This window comes from Stenotrophomonas sp. CS3K5 (genome assembly GCF_059515225.1).
Genome location: NZ_JCAKRX010000011.1, coordinates 33,643 through 47,893 on the forward strand (window position 1 = coordinate 33,643; position 14,251 = coordinate 47,893).

Sequence of the window (14,251 nt, forward strand, 5' to 3'; positions counted from 1 at the left end):
CACCCACCCATGAATGTGGAGTCGAGCTTGCTAGACTGCCAACCCCGGTTATTTCGGCAGCAGCGGCAGCAGCAGCGCGTGCGCGTCCACCAGCGAGCCGACGATGCGGTGACCCAGCGCGCGCAGTTCCTCGTCCGGGTGCACCAGGTCCGGCACCTGGATGACGGTCATGCCCGCCGCCAGGGCGGCGCGCGTACCGGCCGGTGAATCCTCCAGCGCCAGGCAGCGCTCCGGTGCCTGGCCCAGCCGCTGTGCGGCCAGCAGATAGATGTCCGGTGCCGGCTTCGGCCGCGCCACATCGCCACTGGTGATCACCGCATCGAAGTACGGCAGCAGGCCGGCCGCGGCCAGCTTGCGGTTGGCGCGCGGCTGCCGCGTGGTGGTCGCCACCGCGCGCGGAATCGCGTGCGCCTTCAGCAGTTCCAGCAGCGCCAGGATGCCCGGCCGCAGCGGCAGGCCGGTCTGGGTGCGGGCTTCGTACAGCTCATGGCAATGCGCGGCCACCGCTTCGATCACGCTGTCCTCGATGCCCTGCGCACGCAGCAACGCGTGTGAATCGCGGTCACCCAGGCCGACCATGCGCAGGAACACCGCCTCATCCAGGCCCAGGCCGAATGCATCGGCGGCCTCGCTCCAGCAGGCCAGCGAGACCCGCTCGCTGTCGATCATCAGGCCGTCCATGTCGAAGATGACGGCAGCGGGCAGGAACGGCAGCGCAGCGATGGCGGTCATGGAGCGAACAGCGTATCCAGGTCGGTGGACGTGAGCTGCCGCCACTGCCCCTCGTCCAGCCCCTGCAGATCCAGGCCGCCCACGCGGCTGCGATGCAGGGCCTGCACGTGGTTGCCGGTGGCGGCGAACATGCGGCGTACCTGATGGTAGCGGCCTTCATGCAGCACCAGGCGCGCACGACGCGCGTCCAGCACTTCCAGTTCAGCCGGCAGCAGGGGGGTCTTCTCCGATTCCAGCATCAGCGTACCGCTGGCGAACAGCGCCACTTCGTCGCCGCGCAGATCCTCGCCCAGTTCCACTTCATAGACCTTGGGCAGCTTCGACTTCGGCGAGATGATCCGGTGCAGCAGGCCACCGTCGTCGGTCAGCAGCAGCAGGCCACTGGTGTCCCGATCCAGCCGGCCGACGGTGGACAGCACCGGGTCGCGGTCGCGGAAACGCGGCGGCAGCAGATCGTAGATCAGGCGGCCGGTGTCCTTGGTCGAGCAGGTGTAGCCGGCCGGCTTGTGCAGCGCGATCGACAGGCCCGCCGGCGGATCAAGCGGCTCACCATCAACCCGGATGGCCTCGTGCGGCACCTGGTCATCGGCGTACAGCACTTCACCCTCGGCGTCGGTGACACGGCCTTCGCGGAACATCCACTGCACCTGCTTGCGGCTGCCATAGCCCAGGTTGGCGATGTGCTTGACCAGTTTCATCGGCCCTTCCCCTTCACTGCTTCGACCAGCTTGAAGCCGTCGCGCTCGGCCACCACGCGCACCGCGCCGAAGCTGTCGTTGAGGGTGTGCTCGTACGGCAGATGGCGGTTGGCCACCACATACAGGCGCCCGCCCGGGCGCAGCGCCTGCGCGGCCACGGCGATGAAGCGCTGGCCGATGTCCGGGCGGTCGGCCCGCGAGGGCGTATGGAACGGCGGATTGCTGATGATGACGTCGTAGCCCGGCTCGATGCCGGCGGTGACGTCACGCCACAGGAAGCGCAGCGGCAGCGGGCGCGGCGGCGGTGCCAGGTTCAGTTCGGCCAGCGCCAGGGCACGCTGCTCGGCCTCGTACAGGTCCAGCGCGGTGATCTTCGGGCAGCGCTCCAGCAGCTCGCGCGACAGGTAGCCGTAGCCGGCACCGAGGTCGGCGGCGCGGCCGGCCAGGTCAGCCGGCAGATGCTCGGCCAGCAGCGCCGACGCCGGGTCGATGCGGTCCCAGGCGAACACGCCCGGGCGGCTGAGGAAGCGCCCGCCGACGATCGGGCGTACCGCGTCCAGGGCGGCCCAGCGCTTGGCCAGGTCGACGTCGTGCTGGCCCTGCATCGGTGCGGTCCAGTAAACGCGGCAATGGTTCTTGGTCAGGCTGCCGCCGAGGCCGGCCAGCTGCTTGAGATCGCCTTCACCGGAGCGCGCGCCTTCATTGTTGGACTGGCAGGCGACGATGCGGCCGCCGTCGGCCACCAGCGCCAGTGCGCGGGCGAACAGCGCCCGGGCTTCCTCGCGCTGACGCGGCGGCAGCACCAGCACCAGCGGGTAGCGGCCCTTGCCGGCCACGTCGTCCAGCTGGCCGCTGACGGTCCAGCCAGCAGCCTGCTGCAGCGGCTGCGCAAACGGGGCAAAACTCTGTTCGCAGTGCAGCTCGCGGTTGCCGGCCACTTCGCGCAGCGGCCAGCCATCGCGGGCGCGCAGGAAGGCCACCGTGCCCTCCGGCCAGCGCAGGGCGCCTTGGGAGAACGGCAGGAGCAGGGTCTGCAGGGGGGCGTCGTCGCTGGAGGCCATCGGCGCGGGTACTTCAAGCGTGAGGGCCGTCCATTGTACCGGCTTGGCCGGGCCCGCCCCGGCGCCGGTTTTGCGAAACCCGAACGGGCCCTTGATGTGCCAGCAACATTGAAACGTTCAGGGTAGAGGCTCCCCCGGAAACCTCAGGAGAACCTGCATGCGAGCCTTGTTCGTCGGTGGCGTGGTCGACAACAGTGAAATGGACCTGGAAGGCAGCCATCCGCCCGTGCATTACCCGGAGGACACCGGCGGCGGCCATTCGCGCTATCGGCTGCACCAGGTCGGCCATGGCGCCGACGGCAGGGTGGCCTATGCGGTGTACGGTGCACCGGACCTGGCCGATGACGAGGTGGCGCGGGTGGCCGAGGAACGCGCCTATGCGCGGCGGTTCGAGGCTACGCCAACGCTGTTCGAGCATTGACACGCCTGTAGCGCCCGAGCCCATGCTCGGGCGACGGCGCAGCCGAGCGTGGGCTCGGCTCTACATCCGATCAAGGCGCCTTCGGCGGCAACCGGTCGATGCTGGCGATCTCATCCAGCCACACATGGTGCTGCTGCACCGGCGTGTCGTAGTCATCCAGGCGCAGCTGGCCGTTGCTGCCTTCATCACCGGCCTCGTTGCGGTACTGCTGCACGGTCGGCTTCACCGCCACCGTACCGAGCAGGCGGCGGCCATCGTGCAGGGTCAGCTGCACCTGTGTTTCACCTTCAAGCTGTGGCAGCAGGGCTTCCAGGCGCGCGATCTGCGCCGGATCGGTATGGATGCGGGGAGCTAAGCGGGACATCGGCGACCTCCTGCGTACAGGGTCGCCGATCGGCCGTGAATGCTCAGTGCAGCGCGCTGTCGACGCGCGGTACCTGCACCTTGCGTACCGCAGACACCAGCTGTGCCACCGAGTACGGCTTGGCGACGTGTTCCTGGAAGCCCGATGCCAGCGCGCGCCGACGATCATCGGCACGTGCCAGCGCGGTCACCGCCACCGCCGGCAGGGTAGCCGCATCCACGCCCATGTCCTCGCGCAGCGTGCGCACCAGCCCATAGCCGTCCATGCCGGGCATGCCGATGTCGGTCAGCATCACGTGGTACTGCAGGTGGCCGGTGTCGGCCAGCAGCGCCAGGGCTTCGCCGGCCGAACTGGCTGCCGACACGCTGGCCCCCTGCTCTTCCAGCATGCGCCGCAGGTACTCCAGCACTTCCGGCTGGTCTTCCACCGCCAGCACATGCATGCCACGCAGCGGATAGGGCTCGACGATCACCGGTTCCAGGATCGGCCCGCTGATCACTTCACGCAACGGCCGTCGTTCGGCATCCGGGATGTGCTTGGGCAGGCGCACGGTAAAGGTGGCGCCGTGGCCATGGCCCTCGCTGGCAGCCGTGACGGTGCCGCCATGCAGTTCCACCAGCTGCTGCACGATCGCCAGGCCCAGGCCCAGGCCGCCGTGGCGGCGGGTGGTGGTGCCATCGGCCTGGCGGAAGCGGCTGAACAGGTGGTTGAGGAATTCCGGCGCGATGCCGTCGCCGCTGTCGCGCACGGTGATCACCCAGTGGTTGCCGTCGGACTGCAGCTGCAGATCGATGCGGCCTTCGGCCGGAGTGAACTTGATCGCGTTCGACAGCAGGTTCCAGAACACCTGTTGCAGGCGGGTGGCGTCGCCCAGCACCTGGCTGGGCTGTTCGGGCAGCTGCAGGGTGACGTCCAGCGCCTTGCCTTCGGCCACCAGTTCCTGCGCGCCGATGGCTTCACCGAGCAGGTCGCGCAGGTCCAGCACTTCCACTTCCAGCTGCACCTTGCCCAGCAGCATGCTGCTGAGGTCGAGCATGTCCGAGATCAGGCGTTTCTGCGCCGCGGCGCTGTTGGCGATCACATTCAGGCCCTTGAACAGCGGGCTGGTGTTGTCCACGCGCTGCAGCAGCAGTTCACTCCATCCCAGGATGGTGGTCAGCGGCGTGCGCAGTTCGTGCGACAGCGTGGCCAGGAATTCGTCTTTCAACCGCGCCATGTTCTCGGCGGCACTGCGCGCTGCCCGCTCGGACTGCAGCAGCTCCTCGCGCGCCAGTTCGATCTCGCGACGTTCGGTCACGTCCGGGCTGCTGCCGGCCAGGCCGATGAAACGGCCCATGCGCGAAAAGCGCGGGCGCGCGTTCATCTCCAGCCAGCGCCACTGGCCATCGGCACGGCGTGCACGCACCAGCGCATGCATCGAACGCTGCGCCTTCAACGCCTCCTGCAATTCGTACTCGAACACCGAGGCGTCATCGGGATGCACCAGGCCGCGCCATACATCCTCCGGCACGCGCGTTTCGTCGCCACCAAAGAATTCGCTGAAGGCACTGTTGACGAAGCGGGCGTGGCCACGTTCGTCGAGCACCCACACCGGCATCGGCAGGCCGTCGGCCAGTGCACTGAAGCGCGCTTCGCTCTCGCCCAGTTCCACTTCCATCTGCTTGCGTGCGGTGATGTCGAAGAACAGGATGCCGACCTTGTCCTCGCCGGGCCGGCCCACGCGCACCGCATCGACCGAGAACGAGCGGCCCAGCGCGCGCGCTTCCATCTCGAACTGGGCCGGGCGGCCGCTGCGGGCCACGTCGCCGTAGATCCGGAACCAGTCCTGCTCATGGTTCGGCTCCAGCGCAGTCATGCGCTGGCCCCGCGCATCCTTCAGCCCGGTATGGCGTTCGAAGGCGTCGTTGACTTCGATGAAACGGTAGTCGACGGCACGCTCGCCCTCGAACAGCACCTGGATCACACAGAAACCGGCGTTGATGCGCTCAAGCACGCCATGATGCAGGTCGGGTTCGGGCGCCGGCACCATCATCGGTGGGCGCTCCACGAGGGGCGGCAGAGTGGACAAGGGCGTCTGGACAGGCCGGGTTGGAGGCACAGCATCTTCCAAAGGGCGTATTCACAGCGTCAAGCGCCGTCAGTCATGCTTGACGAGGATGAATTGGCGGCAACCGCTCTTGCGCATGTCGCAATCGGCCATTGCGGCGCTCTGGCAGCAGGATCACACTCGAATCCGTGATCAACGTCGCGCCCCGTTGCGGGACGCAGGAGACCGTCATGAAACTCGCACGTGCAACTGCCCTGCTGCTGGCGGGCGCTCTTCTGGCTGGTGGCGCGCACGCGGCACCGCGCACCGTGACCGCCCCGGATGCACCGCGCGCGCTGCAGTCCAAGGGTCCGGTCAGCGTGAAGTGGGATGATCCGGCCACCTTCACCGAGATCCGCCAAAGCACCAACCGCTTCGAGGCCGAACGCGGCAACTGGGTGCAGCAGCTGGCCAGCTATGTGCAGGACACGGCGGCCAAGCCGCTGCAGCCCGGGCAGACCCTGGATGTGACCCTGGTCGACATCAAGCGTGCGGGCGACTATGAACCCTGGCACGGCCCGCGCGGCAGCGATATCAGGGTCATGCGCGACATCTATCCGCCGCGCATCACGCTGCAGTACACGCTGAAGGACGCCAGTGGCCGCATCGTCGACGAAGGCGAGGCCAAGCTCAGCGACAGTGGCTACCTGCACAACCTCGGACTGAGGAGTGACAGCGACCCGCTGCGCTACGAGAAGCGCCTGATCGATGACTGGGTGAAGCGCGAGCTGACAGCGCAGGCCACCGCGGCGCGGTAGGCCCATGGGCAGGTGTCGGCCTTGGTCGGCACGCACGCAAGGCGCCGGCCTGCAGCCGGCGCTACCCTCCGATTCCGGTAGTGCCGGCCGCTGGCCGGCAACCTCTCAGTCCTGATAGACGCGTGCCACGCGCTTGACCGCGCACGGCAGCTGATAGGCGCTTACGCCACAACGTGGTGCCAGTTCCGCCAATGTCGGCGCAGTGCCCCACAGCTCCACCACGCTGCCGACTGCGGCCTGCGGGTGTGCGGTCAGATCCACGGTCAGCATGTCCATCGACACACGGCCGATCAGCGCACCGGGCTGGCCATCGATCAACACCGGCGTGCCGTTCGGCGCGAACTGCGGATAACCATCGGCGTAGCCCAGCGCAACCACGCCCACGCGGGTGCGCACCTTGGACACAAAGCGCGCGCCATAGCCGACCGGCTCTCCGGGCTCGATCCAGCGCTCGGCAATCACCTTGGACTGCATGGTCATCACCGGGCGCAGGCGCTCGGTCAGCGCGCTGTTGTCCGGCAGCGGGTTGGCGCCGTACAGCATCAGCCCCGGGCGCACCCAGTCGCTGCGCACATCCGGCCAGCCCAGCAGCGCCGGCGAATTGCACACACTGGTCTCACCCTCGAGGCCATCGATGGCACGCGCAAAGGTGGCTGCCTGCTCATGGGTGCGTTCGCTGTCCAGCTCGTCGGCACGCGCCAGGTGGGTCATCAGTACGATGCGCTCGACCTGCGGCAGCGCTGACAGGCGCGCATGCGCGGCACGGAAGCTGTCCACGTCCAGGCCAAGGCGGTGCATGCCACTGTCCAGCTTCAGCCACACCGTCAGCGGGCGCGGGCTGTCGAAGGCGGCCAGCGCTTCCAGCTGCCACGGCGAACCGACCGCGCACCAGAAATCGTGCTCGGCCACCAGCGCCATGTCGCTGGGCTCGAAGATGCCTTCCAGCAGCAGGATCGGCGCACCGATGCCGGCCTGGCGCAGCTCCAGTGCCTCTTCGATGGTGGCCACGCCGAATCCATCGGCCTCGCCTTCCAGCGCCTGTGCGCAGCGCACCGCGCCGTGGCCATAGGCATCGGCCTTGATGATCGCCAGGGCCTTGCCACCGCCCAGTTCGCGGGCGAGCCGGTAGTTGCTGCGCAGGGCGCCCAGATCAATCAGCGCGCGGGCAGGACGCATGTGCGGTTCTCATGTTGCGGCGCGTGACCGTACTGGCCATAGCGGAAAATATCCAGGCCTTCGGTGCTGATCTGCGGCTGGCGTGCGCTCATCAGATCGGCCAGGTAGCGGCCCGAACCGCAGGCCATGGTCCAGCCCAGCGTGCCATGGCCGGTGTTGAGGAACAGGTTGCGGAACGGCGTGGCGCCGATCACTGGCGTGCCGTCCGGCGTGGCCGGGCGCAGGCCGGTCCAGAACTGCGCACGCGACAGGTCGCCGCCCTTCGGGTACAGGTCGCGGACCACCAGCTCCAGCGTCTCGCGGCGGCGCTGCGACAACGACAGGTCGAAGCCGGCCACTTCGGCCATGCCACCGACGCGGATGCGGTCGTCGAAACGGGTCACCGCCACCTTGTAGCTCTCATCGAGGATGGTCGAGGTCGGCGCCATCGCCGGGTCGGTGATCGGCAGGGTCAGCGAGTAGCCCTTCAGCGGGTACACCGGCAGGCGCATGCCCAGCGGTGCCACCAGCGCCGGCGAATAGCTGCCGAGCGCGACCACGAAGCGGTCGGCGGTTTCCAGCTTGCCGTCGATGCGCACACCGGTGATGCGGTCGCCGTCGAACTCCAGCCCGGTGATGTCCTGGTCGAAGCGGAACTCGACGCCGGCGTCCACGCACATCTGCGCCAGGCGGCGGGTGAACAGCTGGCAGTCGCCGGTCTGGTCACGCGGCAGGCGCAGCGCGCCGACCAGGCCATCGACGTGGGCCAGGGCCGGTTCGGCCTGGATGATGCCGGCACGGTCCAGCACCTGGTACGGCACGCCGTACTGGGCCAGGATCTCGATGTCCTGCGCCGAGGCGTCCAGCTGCTGCTGGGTGCGGAACAGCTGGGTGGTGCCCAGGTCGCGGCCTTCGAACTCGATGCCGACCTGCGCGCGCAGCTCGTTCAGGCAATCGCGGCTGTACTCGGACATGCGCACCATGCGCGCCTTGTTGATCGCATAGCGCTCGTGGGTGCAGTTGCGCAGCATCTGCCACAGCCAGCGGTACTGGGCCAGGTCCATGCCCGGGCGGATCGCCAGTGGCGCGTGCTTCTCGAACAGCCAGCCGATCGCCTTCTTCGGCACGCCCGGGGCCGCCCACGGCGAGGTGTAGCCGAACGACAGCTGGCCGGCGTTGGCGAAGCTGGTCTCCAGCGCCGGGCCGGGCTGGCGGTCGATGACCGTGACTTCAAACCCGGCCTGTCGCAGGTACCAGGCACTGGTGGTGCCGATCACGCCGCTGCCGAGAACTAGGACTCGCATGGGACTTCTCCAACCCGATCATTCCCTGCACTGAAGCGTGCCGGGACCATAATTGGGGAAGTATAGACAGCCGATACCAGTTGATTTGCCTGTTTTGAGATACACCGTCAGGATGTTCCCCTGCAATTCATTCCCGAAGGTTGACGGCCATGGCCACCCGTACCCGCGAACTGGACAAGATCGACCGCAAGATCCTGCGCATCCTGCAGGCCGAAGGCCGTATCTCCTTCACCGAGCTGGGTGAGCGGGTCGGCCTGTCAACCACCCCCTGCACCGAGCGCGTGCGCCGGCTGGAGCGCGAAGGGGTGATCACCGGCTATCACGCCCATCTGGACCCGGCCGCGGTGAAGGCCAGCCTGCTGGTGTTCGTGGAAATCAGCCTGGCCTACAAGTCCGGCGACATCTTCGAGGAATTCCGCCGCGCCGCCCTGAAGCTGCCCAACGTGCTGGAGTGCCACCTGGTGTCGGGCGACTTCGATTACCTGCTCAAGGCACGGATCAGCGAGATGGCCTCCTACCGCAAGCTGCTCGGCAGCACCCTGCTGACGCTGCCGCATGTACGTGAGTCGAAGAGCTACATCGTGATGGAAGAGGTGAAGGAGACGCTGAGCCTGCCGATTCCGGATTGAGCCGGCTGGGGGTGGGGTCAGAGCCCGCTGCACGGGATCCGACCCCGATTCCGTCAGCGCTGCTGCGGATGCTTCTGCGAACGCTGCTCCTGCTGCCTGCCGCCCTTGTGCGGCTGCTGCTGATCCATCTGCTGCTGTTGCTGTTGCTGTTGCTGCGGGTTGCGGCCCTGCGGTTCCTTGCCGGGATGACGGTTCTGCTGGTTTTTCATGATCGCGATCCAGTGGACGAAGGACATGCGGCGGCGGGGGTGCCGACGCACGGCCACGGTGGTCCCGGAACGGTTAACCGCAGGCGAAAAAGCAGTGAGCGCCCGCAGGCTGTTTTCGGCAGTTCAGCTACACCGCCCGGCGCTACCGGACTTGCTGCCCGTCGCCCTGCGGCACGCTGTCGTAATAGCGGCCTGTGCGCGAGTCGAACACCCGGTTCGGCCCGGCCGGGCGCACCCCGGGAATGATGCGGCCGTTGCGGTCGTAGACCTTGTCGGCCGGCTTCGGCACCGCCATCGGCGCAACCTGGGCCGGGCCGGTGGACTTGATCGGCTGCGCCGGCTGTGGCGAGGGCAGCACCTGCGGTTGCGGGCGCGCGGCCTGTGGCGGCGGTGGCACCGGCGCGGGCGCCACGGTGGTGCTGCTGCGGGTGGCGGTCGGGTCGGCGGTGGGCACCTGGGCCAGCGCAAGCGCCGGCAGCAGGGCGATCAACATCAGGGAAAGAGTCGGTTTCATGGCACGCTCCGGCGTGGATCGGCTCCACCTTGCGCCCGTGCGCGTGTGCCCCCCATGAACGGCCATCACACTTGCAAGCCGGGGCCGGTACCCCCACCTTTTCCCGCATCCCCAGGCCACGACCCCACGGAGCGCCGCCATGACCGCTTTCGACCTGACGCCCCCCACTGCCACCCAGACCGAGGCGCTGGTCGCCGGCCTCAGCAGCGAAGAGCGCCGCGTGCTGCTGCAGCACGGCACCGAGGCTCCGTTCTGCGGCGTGTTCCTGGACAACAAGCGCGAGGGCGTCTACTGCTGCCGGCTATGCGCGCTGCCGCTGTTCCGCTCCAGCACCAAGTTCGATTCCGGCACCGGCTGGCCCAGCTTCTTCGCGCCGTTCGACCCGGCGCACGTGCGCGAGATCCGCGACACCAGCCACGGCATGGTCCGCACCGAGATCACCTGCGCCCGCTGCGGCAGCCATCTGGGCCACGTGTTCCCGGACGGCCCGCCGCCGACCTACGAGCGCCACTGCCTGAACTCCGTCTCACTTTCGTTCACCGGCAACGGCGAGTCCTGGCCTGATCCCTTGCAGCGTGGCGGCGCCGAAAGCGGCGTGGCGGGCTGAAACACCCCGCTGACCGATTTCACAGAATTCCCTCTTCAGAAAACCCGGTGATGGGCCGACAAGGAGATATCCCCGCTCCTTGCGTTGCGCCATGCTCATCATCGTTGGATTCCTGGTTGTCATCATCAGCGTGCTGGGCGGCTACCTCGGCGCACATGGCCGCCTGGGGGCGCTGTGGCAGCCGTATGAGCTGGTCATCATCGGCGGTGCCGCGCTGGGTGCGTTCCTGGTCGGCACCCCGGCCAAGACGGTCAAGCAGACCCTGCAGGCGATGGTGGGCGTGTTCAAGGGCCCGCGCTACAAGCAGCAGGACTACATCGATGTGCTCAGCCTGCTCTACGAACTGCTCAACAAGGCCCGCCGCGAAGGCTTCATGGCGCTGGAAGACCATGTCGAGCGTCCGGCCGAGAGCGCACTGTTCGGCAACTACCCCAAGGTGCAGGCCGATCACCACCTGATCGACTTCATCACCGACTGCCTGCGCCTGATGATCGGCAGCAACATCGAGCCGCACGAGCTGGAGCCGCTGCTGGAACTGGAGCTGGAAAAGCACCACGCCGAGGCCATGGCACCGTCGCAGGTGCTGACCAAGGTCGCCGACGGATTGCCCGGTTTCGGCATCGTGGCGGCGGTGCTGGGCATCGTCATCACCATGGGCTCGATCGGTGGCGACATCGTCGAGGTCGGTGGCCACGTCGCCGGTGCGCTGGTCGGTACCTTCCTCGGCATCCTGCTGGGCTACGGTTTCGTCGGCCCGATGGCGGCGGCGATGGAAGCGCGCGCCGAACAGGACAGCCGCATCTACGAATCAGTGAAGACCGCCCTGCTGGCCTGCCTGCGCGGCTACAACCCGAAGATCGCGCTGGAATTCGCCCGCAAGACGCTGCCCTCGAACGTGCGTCCGGCCTTCTCCGATTTCGAGCAGCACCTGAAGACGGTCAAGTAAGCCATGGCCGAGACCAAGCCCACCGTCATCGTCCGCCGGGTCAAGAAGGCCGGCCACGCCGCCCACCATGGCGGCTCGTGGAAGGTGGCCTACGCCGACTTCGTGACCGCGATGATGGCCTTCTTCCTGGTGCTGTGGCTGATGGCCACCACCAACAAGAACGACCGCGCCGCCATTTCCGAGTACTTCCGCAACCCCAGCCCGTTGAGCGGGCAGAGCGCCACGCCGGCCCCCGGCATGGCCGGCCCGGGCGGCGCCAGTACCTCGATGATCAAGCTGGGCGGTGCCACCGACATCTCGCGCGGCAACAGCAACGACCCCTTCCAGAACCAGAAGGAAGCGGTGCCGCAGCCGGTGGACCAGCAGCAGCGCGACAAGCAGCAGCTGGAGCAGCTGATGAAGGAGCTGCAGGAAGCGATCAGCAAGAGCCAGGCACTGGAGCCGTTCAAGGACCAGCTGCTGCTGGACCTGACCCCGGAAGGCCTGCGCATCCAGATCGTGGACAAGCAGAACCGGCCGATGTTCGACCTCGGCAGTGCCACGCTGAAGCCGTACACGCAGCAGATCCTGCACGAGCTGGCCAATTACCTGAACCATGTGCCGAACCGGATCAGCCTGACCGGCCACACCGACATCACCGCGTATTCGGCCGCACACGGCTACGGCAACTGGGAGCTGAGTGCCGACCGTGCCAACGCCGCACGGCGCGCACTGATCGACGGCGGCCTGGACGACGGCAAGATCACCCGCGTGGTCGGCCTGTCCTCGTCGGTGCTGTTTGACAAGGCCGACCCGCAGAACCCGATCAACCGCCGCATCAGCATCGTGGTGATGACCCAGGCCGCCGAAGCGGCCGCCCTGGCCGGCGCCGGCCCGCAGGTGGGGCTGTCGGCGCCCACCGCCGATCCGGACGTGCAGGCCGCGCAGGGTGAGGCGCACTGAACCGGGGTCAGATCCCCTTCCCCTGGAAAGGGATCTGACCCCACCTGCGCGCGGCCGCTACAATGGCGGTCTTTCCGTTTCCAGGTGACCCCACCTCATGTCCCAGAACTCCAAGGCCAAGCGCGACAAGCGCAAGAAGCAGCAGGGCAAGCGCCCGTTCCTCCGTCTGAACGCCCAGCAGCAGGTGCAGAACCATGCCGTGCTGACCAGCGAAGACGGCCAGGTGGTCGCGGCCATCGGCCTGCAGGGCCGTGAGTGGCTGCTGGCCATCGGCGGCCAGACCATGGGCAACGCCGAGAACCCGGTGCCGATGCTGGCCATGCTCAAGCACCTGGCCAACGTGCAGGAGAAGGAAGGCCGCAAGGTCAACCTTGAATACTCCGAGCTGCTGCAGAAGCTGCTGGACACCCTGGCCGAAGAGTCCGGCCAGACCGCTGACGAATACCTGGACAAGCTGGTCGCCGAGTTCGAAGGCGTCGAAGCTGCCGAGGGCGAGGACGACGCAGACGCCAAGGGTGACGCGGCCGAAGCTGCTGCTACCGACGCCGAGGCCGCCCCGGCCGCCGACAGCGACAGCAAGCCGCAGGCCTGAACCGGCCGCGGCGGTGACGGTCTACGTCGATGACGCGGTGCATGCCTGGCGCGGACAGCGCTGGGCGCACCTGATGGCCGACACCCTGGCCGAGCTGCACGCGATGGCGGCGCAGCTCGGCATCCCACCGCGGGCCTTCCAGAACAAGGCCAGCGGTGCCCACTACGATGTCACCGCCGAGCTGCGCGCGCAGGCCGTTGCGCTCGGTGCACGGGCGATTTCCCGGCACACCGACCGCGAGTTGGTCAAAGCGGTGATCGCCAACGCCAGGGCACAGTACCGGCCGTAGTGTGCTCGCCGGGCATGGCCCGGCGGGTCGGATCATCGATCAGAACGGGTCGCTGCCCAGCCGGATTTCCACGTTCAGCAGCGAACACAGCGCCAGCATCGCGTCGTCGTCGCGGGTCAGCGCCATCACGCCGCTGAAGCCGCCGTTGCCGGCATCCACGCTCCACAGCGTGTAGTTGTGCTCGCGCAGGCGATCAAAGGCGGTGGACATCAGCTGTACCCCGTCCAGATCGGCGGCGAAATCCTCATCGTCCAGGTCGCCGCCCCAGTCCAGCTGCAGGTTGAAGCGCGCCGACAGCTCGTTCACCGCCGACTGCAGCGATTCCAGGTCATCGCGCTCCACCTCGAAACCGGACTGCCAGGCGATGGCCGTGAACAGCGCCGGCAGCCAGTCGCTGTCCGCTTCCAGCGGCTGCCCGTCCTCGGCCAGGTGCTCGCGCCAGCGGTTGAACTGCTGCAGGGCCAGTTCCTCGTCGCCCGGGTTGATCAGCACCAGCAGGTTCCAGACCCGCGCCTCGAAATCGTCCTCGTCGAAATCGTGGGCGTCTTCCTCGAAGTCGAAATAGTCGCTGTTGTCGGGCATGGTCGGCATTCCTTGGGGCAGGCCGGCATTCTACGGTTTATCCTGTGCCGCTGAAGCCGGCCTTGGTGGCCGTCACTGTGAATGAAGCGATGAGCGATACTCCTCCCGACCACCTGGCGATCAACCCGGCCAGCCCCTTCCATGATGCGCAGGCGCTGGAGCGCGGCGTCGGCGTGCGGTTCAACGACGTCGAGCGCGACAATGTCGAGGAATACTCGGTCAGCGAAGGCTGGATCCGCGTGCAGGCCGGCAAGGCCCGCGACCGCCGCGGCAACCCGATGACCATCAAGGTCAAGGGCAAGGTCGAGGCGTATTTCCTCGAACAGAAGCCGGAGTAACCGGATCCCGGGGTCAGCTCCCTT

At 67.7% G+C, this 14,251-nt stretch carries 19 protein-coding genes; 9 read left to right on the forward strand and 10 right to left on the reverse strand.

Annotation, left to right across the window (positions count from 1 at the left end):
- Window positions 1-48 precede the first annotated feature (48 nt).
- From AC5YGJ_RS15675 to AC5YGJ_RS15685, 3 genes are read right to left on the reverse strand one after another with little or no spacing between them, the layout of a single operon-like run.
- Window positions 49-732, reverse strand: a complete 684-nt coding sequence (locus tag AC5YGJ_RS15675; RefSeq protein WP_249842044.1) for an HAD family hydrolase — start codon at window positions 730-732, stop codon at window positions 49-51.
- Window positions 729-1,430: a pseudouridine synthase gene (locus tag AC5YGJ_RS15680; RefSeq protein WP_107232202.1), complete on the reverse strand. Its 702-nt coding sequence runs from the start codon at window positions 1,428-1,430 to the stop codon at window positions 729-731. The genes AC5YGJ_RS15675 and AC5YGJ_RS15680 overlap by 4 nt, the downstream gene beginning before the upstream one ends.
- Window positions 1,427-2,491, reverse strand: a complete 1,065-nt coding sequence (locus AC5YGJ_RS15685; RefSeq protein ID WP_249842046.1) for a class I SAM-dependent methyltransferase — start codon at window positions 2,489-2,491, stop codon at window positions 1,427-1,429. The genes AC5YGJ_RS15680 and AC5YGJ_RS15685 overlap by 4 nt, the downstream gene beginning before the upstream one ends.
- A gap of 157 nt (window positions 2,492-2,648) precedes the next feature.
- On the opposite strand from AC5YGJ_RS15685, the gene AC5YGJ_RS15690 reads away from it, so the two are divergent.
- Complete coding sequence (locus AC5YGJ_RS15690; protein WP_496187070.1) at window positions 2,649-2,912, forward strand: hypothetical protein; 264 nt, start codon at window positions 2,649-2,651, stop codon at window positions 2,910-2,912.
- Window positions 2,913-2,982: 70 nt separating this feature from the next.
- Here the strand turns inward: AC5YGJ_RS15690 and AC5YGJ_RS15695 are convergent, their stop codons facing one another.
- A complete protein-coding gene (locus AC5YGJ_RS15695; RefSeq protein WP_496187071.1) occupies window positions 2,983-3,276 on the reverse strand; it encodes a DUF3247 family protein in 294 nt (97 codons plus the stop codon).
- 43 nt (window positions 3,277-3,319) lie between these two features.
- A complete protein-coding gene (locus AC5YGJ_RS15700; RefSeq protein WP_309336073.1) occupies window positions 3,320-5,308 on the reverse strand; it encodes a hybrid sensor histidine kinase/response regulator in 1,989 nt (662 codons plus the stop codon).
- A 245-nt stretch (window positions 5,309-5,553) separates the two neighbouring features.
- On the opposite strand from AC5YGJ_RS15700, the gene AC5YGJ_RS15705 reads away from it, so the two are divergent.
- The gene (locus AC5YGJ_RS15705) at window positions 5,554-6,120 is read left to right on the forward strand and encodes a DUF3016 domain-containing protein (RefSeq protein WP_496187072.1); all 567 of its coding nucleotides are present in this window, start codon (window positions 5,554-5,556) and stop codon (window positions 6,118-6,120) included.
- Window positions 6,121-6,225: 105 nt separating this feature from the next.
- Here AC5YGJ_RS15705 and alr read toward each other — a convergent pair whose 3' ends face one another.
- Both alr and AC5YGJ_RS15715 read right to left on the reverse strand, forming a co-directional pair.
- Window positions 6,226-7,296 (reverse strand): alanine racemase, encoded by a 1,071-nt coding sequence (gene alr, locus AC5YGJ_RS15710; protein ID WP_107232197.1) that lies wholly within the window; start codon window positions 7,294-7,296, stop codon window positions 6,226-6,228.
- The gene (locus AC5YGJ_RS15715) at window positions 7,275-8,579 is read right to left on the reverse strand and encodes a D-amino acid dehydrogenase (protein WP_409460863.1); all 1,305 of its coding nucleotides are present in this window, start codon (window positions 8,577-8,579) and stop codon (window positions 7,275-7,277) included. The genes alr and AC5YGJ_RS15715 overlap by 22 nt, the downstream gene beginning before the upstream one ends.
- A 149-nt stretch (window positions 8,580-8,728) precedes the next feature.
- On the opposite strand from AC5YGJ_RS15715, the gene AC5YGJ_RS15720 reads away from it, so the two are divergent.
- Complete coding sequence (locus tag AC5YGJ_RS15720) at window positions 8,729-9,208, forward strand: Lrp/AsnC ligand binding domain-containing protein (protein WP_005407919.1); 480 nt, start codon at window positions 8,729-8,731, stop codon at window positions 9,206-9,208.
- A 53-nt stretch (window positions 9,209-9,261) separates the two neighbouring features.
- On the opposite strand, the gene AC5YGJ_RS15725 is transcribed toward AC5YGJ_RS15720, so the two are convergent.
- Together AC5YGJ_RS15725 and AC5YGJ_RS15730 are read right to left on the reverse strand one after the other, a co-directional pair.
- On the reverse strand, window positions 9,262-9,444 hold the full coding sequence (locus tag AC5YGJ_RS15725) for a lana protein (protein WP_180868863.1): 183 nt from the start codon (window positions 9,442-9,444) through the stop codon (window positions 9,262-9,264).
- 115 nt (window positions 9,445-9,559) lie between these two features.
- Window positions 9,560-9,931 carry a classical arabinogalactan protein 4 gene (locus AC5YGJ_RS15730; RefSeq protein WP_496187073.1) on the reverse strand — a complete coding sequence of 124 codons (372 nt, stop codon included), beginning with the start codon at window positions 9,929-9,931 and terminating at the stop codon, window positions 9,560-9,562.
- A gap of 139 nt (window positions 9,932-10,070) precedes the next feature.
- Here AC5YGJ_RS15730 and msrB point away from each other — a divergent pair, with 139 nt between their 5' ends.
- The 5 genes from msrB to AC5YGJ_RS15755 all read left to right on the forward strand — a co-directional run bounded on the left by msrB (window position 10,071) and on the right by AC5YGJ_RS15755 (window position 13,307).
- Window positions 10,071-10,538: a peptide-methionine (R)-S-oxide reductase MsrB gene (gene msrB / locus AC5YGJ_RS15735; RefSeq protein WP_249842054.1), complete on the forward strand. Its 468-nt coding sequence runs from the start codon at window positions 10,071-10,073 to the stop codon at window positions 10,536-10,538.
- A gap of 91 nt (window positions 10,539-10,629) precedes the next feature.
- Window positions 10,630-11,484 (forward strand): flagellar motor stator protein MotA, encoded by an 855-nt coding sequence (motA, locus tag AC5YGJ_RS15740; protein ID WP_008264562.1) that lies wholly within the window; start codon window positions 10,630-10,632, stop codon window positions 11,482-11,484.
- A gap of 3 nt (window positions 11,485-11,487) precedes the next feature.
- The gene (motB, locus tag AC5YGJ_RS15745; protein WP_249842055.1) at window positions 11,488-12,426 is read left to right on the forward strand and encodes a flagellar motor protein MotB; all 939 of its coding nucleotides are present in this window, start codon (window positions 11,488-11,490) and stop codon (window positions 12,424-12,426) included.
- Window positions 12,427-12,523: 97 nt separating this feature from the next.
- Complete coding sequence (locus AC5YGJ_RS15750) at window positions 12,524-13,018, forward strand: hypothetical protein (RefSeq protein ID WP_249842056.1); 495 nt, start codon at window positions 12,524-12,526, stop codon at window positions 13,016-13,018.
- Between the two features lie 13 nt (window positions 13,019-13,031).
- Window positions 13,032-13,307, forward strand: coding sequence for a DUF4031 domain-containing protein (locus AC5YGJ_RS15755; protein ID WP_496187074.1), 276 nt, complete (start codon window positions 13,032-13,034; stop codon window positions 13,305-13,307).
- Between the two features lie 39 nt (window positions 13,308-13,346).
- Here AC5YGJ_RS15755 and AC5YGJ_RS15760 read toward each other — a convergent pair whose 3' ends face one another.
- The gene (locus tag AC5YGJ_RS15760; RefSeq protein WP_107232295.1) at window positions 13,347-13,889 is read right to left on the reverse strand and encodes a DUF6630 family protein; all 543 of its coding nucleotides are present in this window, start codon (window positions 13,887-13,889) and stop codon (window positions 13,347-13,349) included.
- An 89-nt stretch (window positions 13,890-13,978) separates the two neighbouring features.
- Between AC5YGJ_RS15760 and AC5YGJ_RS15765 the strand changes: the two genes are divergently transcribed.
- Complete coding sequence (locus AC5YGJ_RS15765; protein ID WP_025878401.1) at window positions 13,979-14,227, forward strand: DUF3297 family protein; 249 nt, start codon at window positions 13,979-13,981, stop codon at window positions 14,225-14,227.
- Window positions 14,228-14,251: the final 24 nt, after the last annotated feature.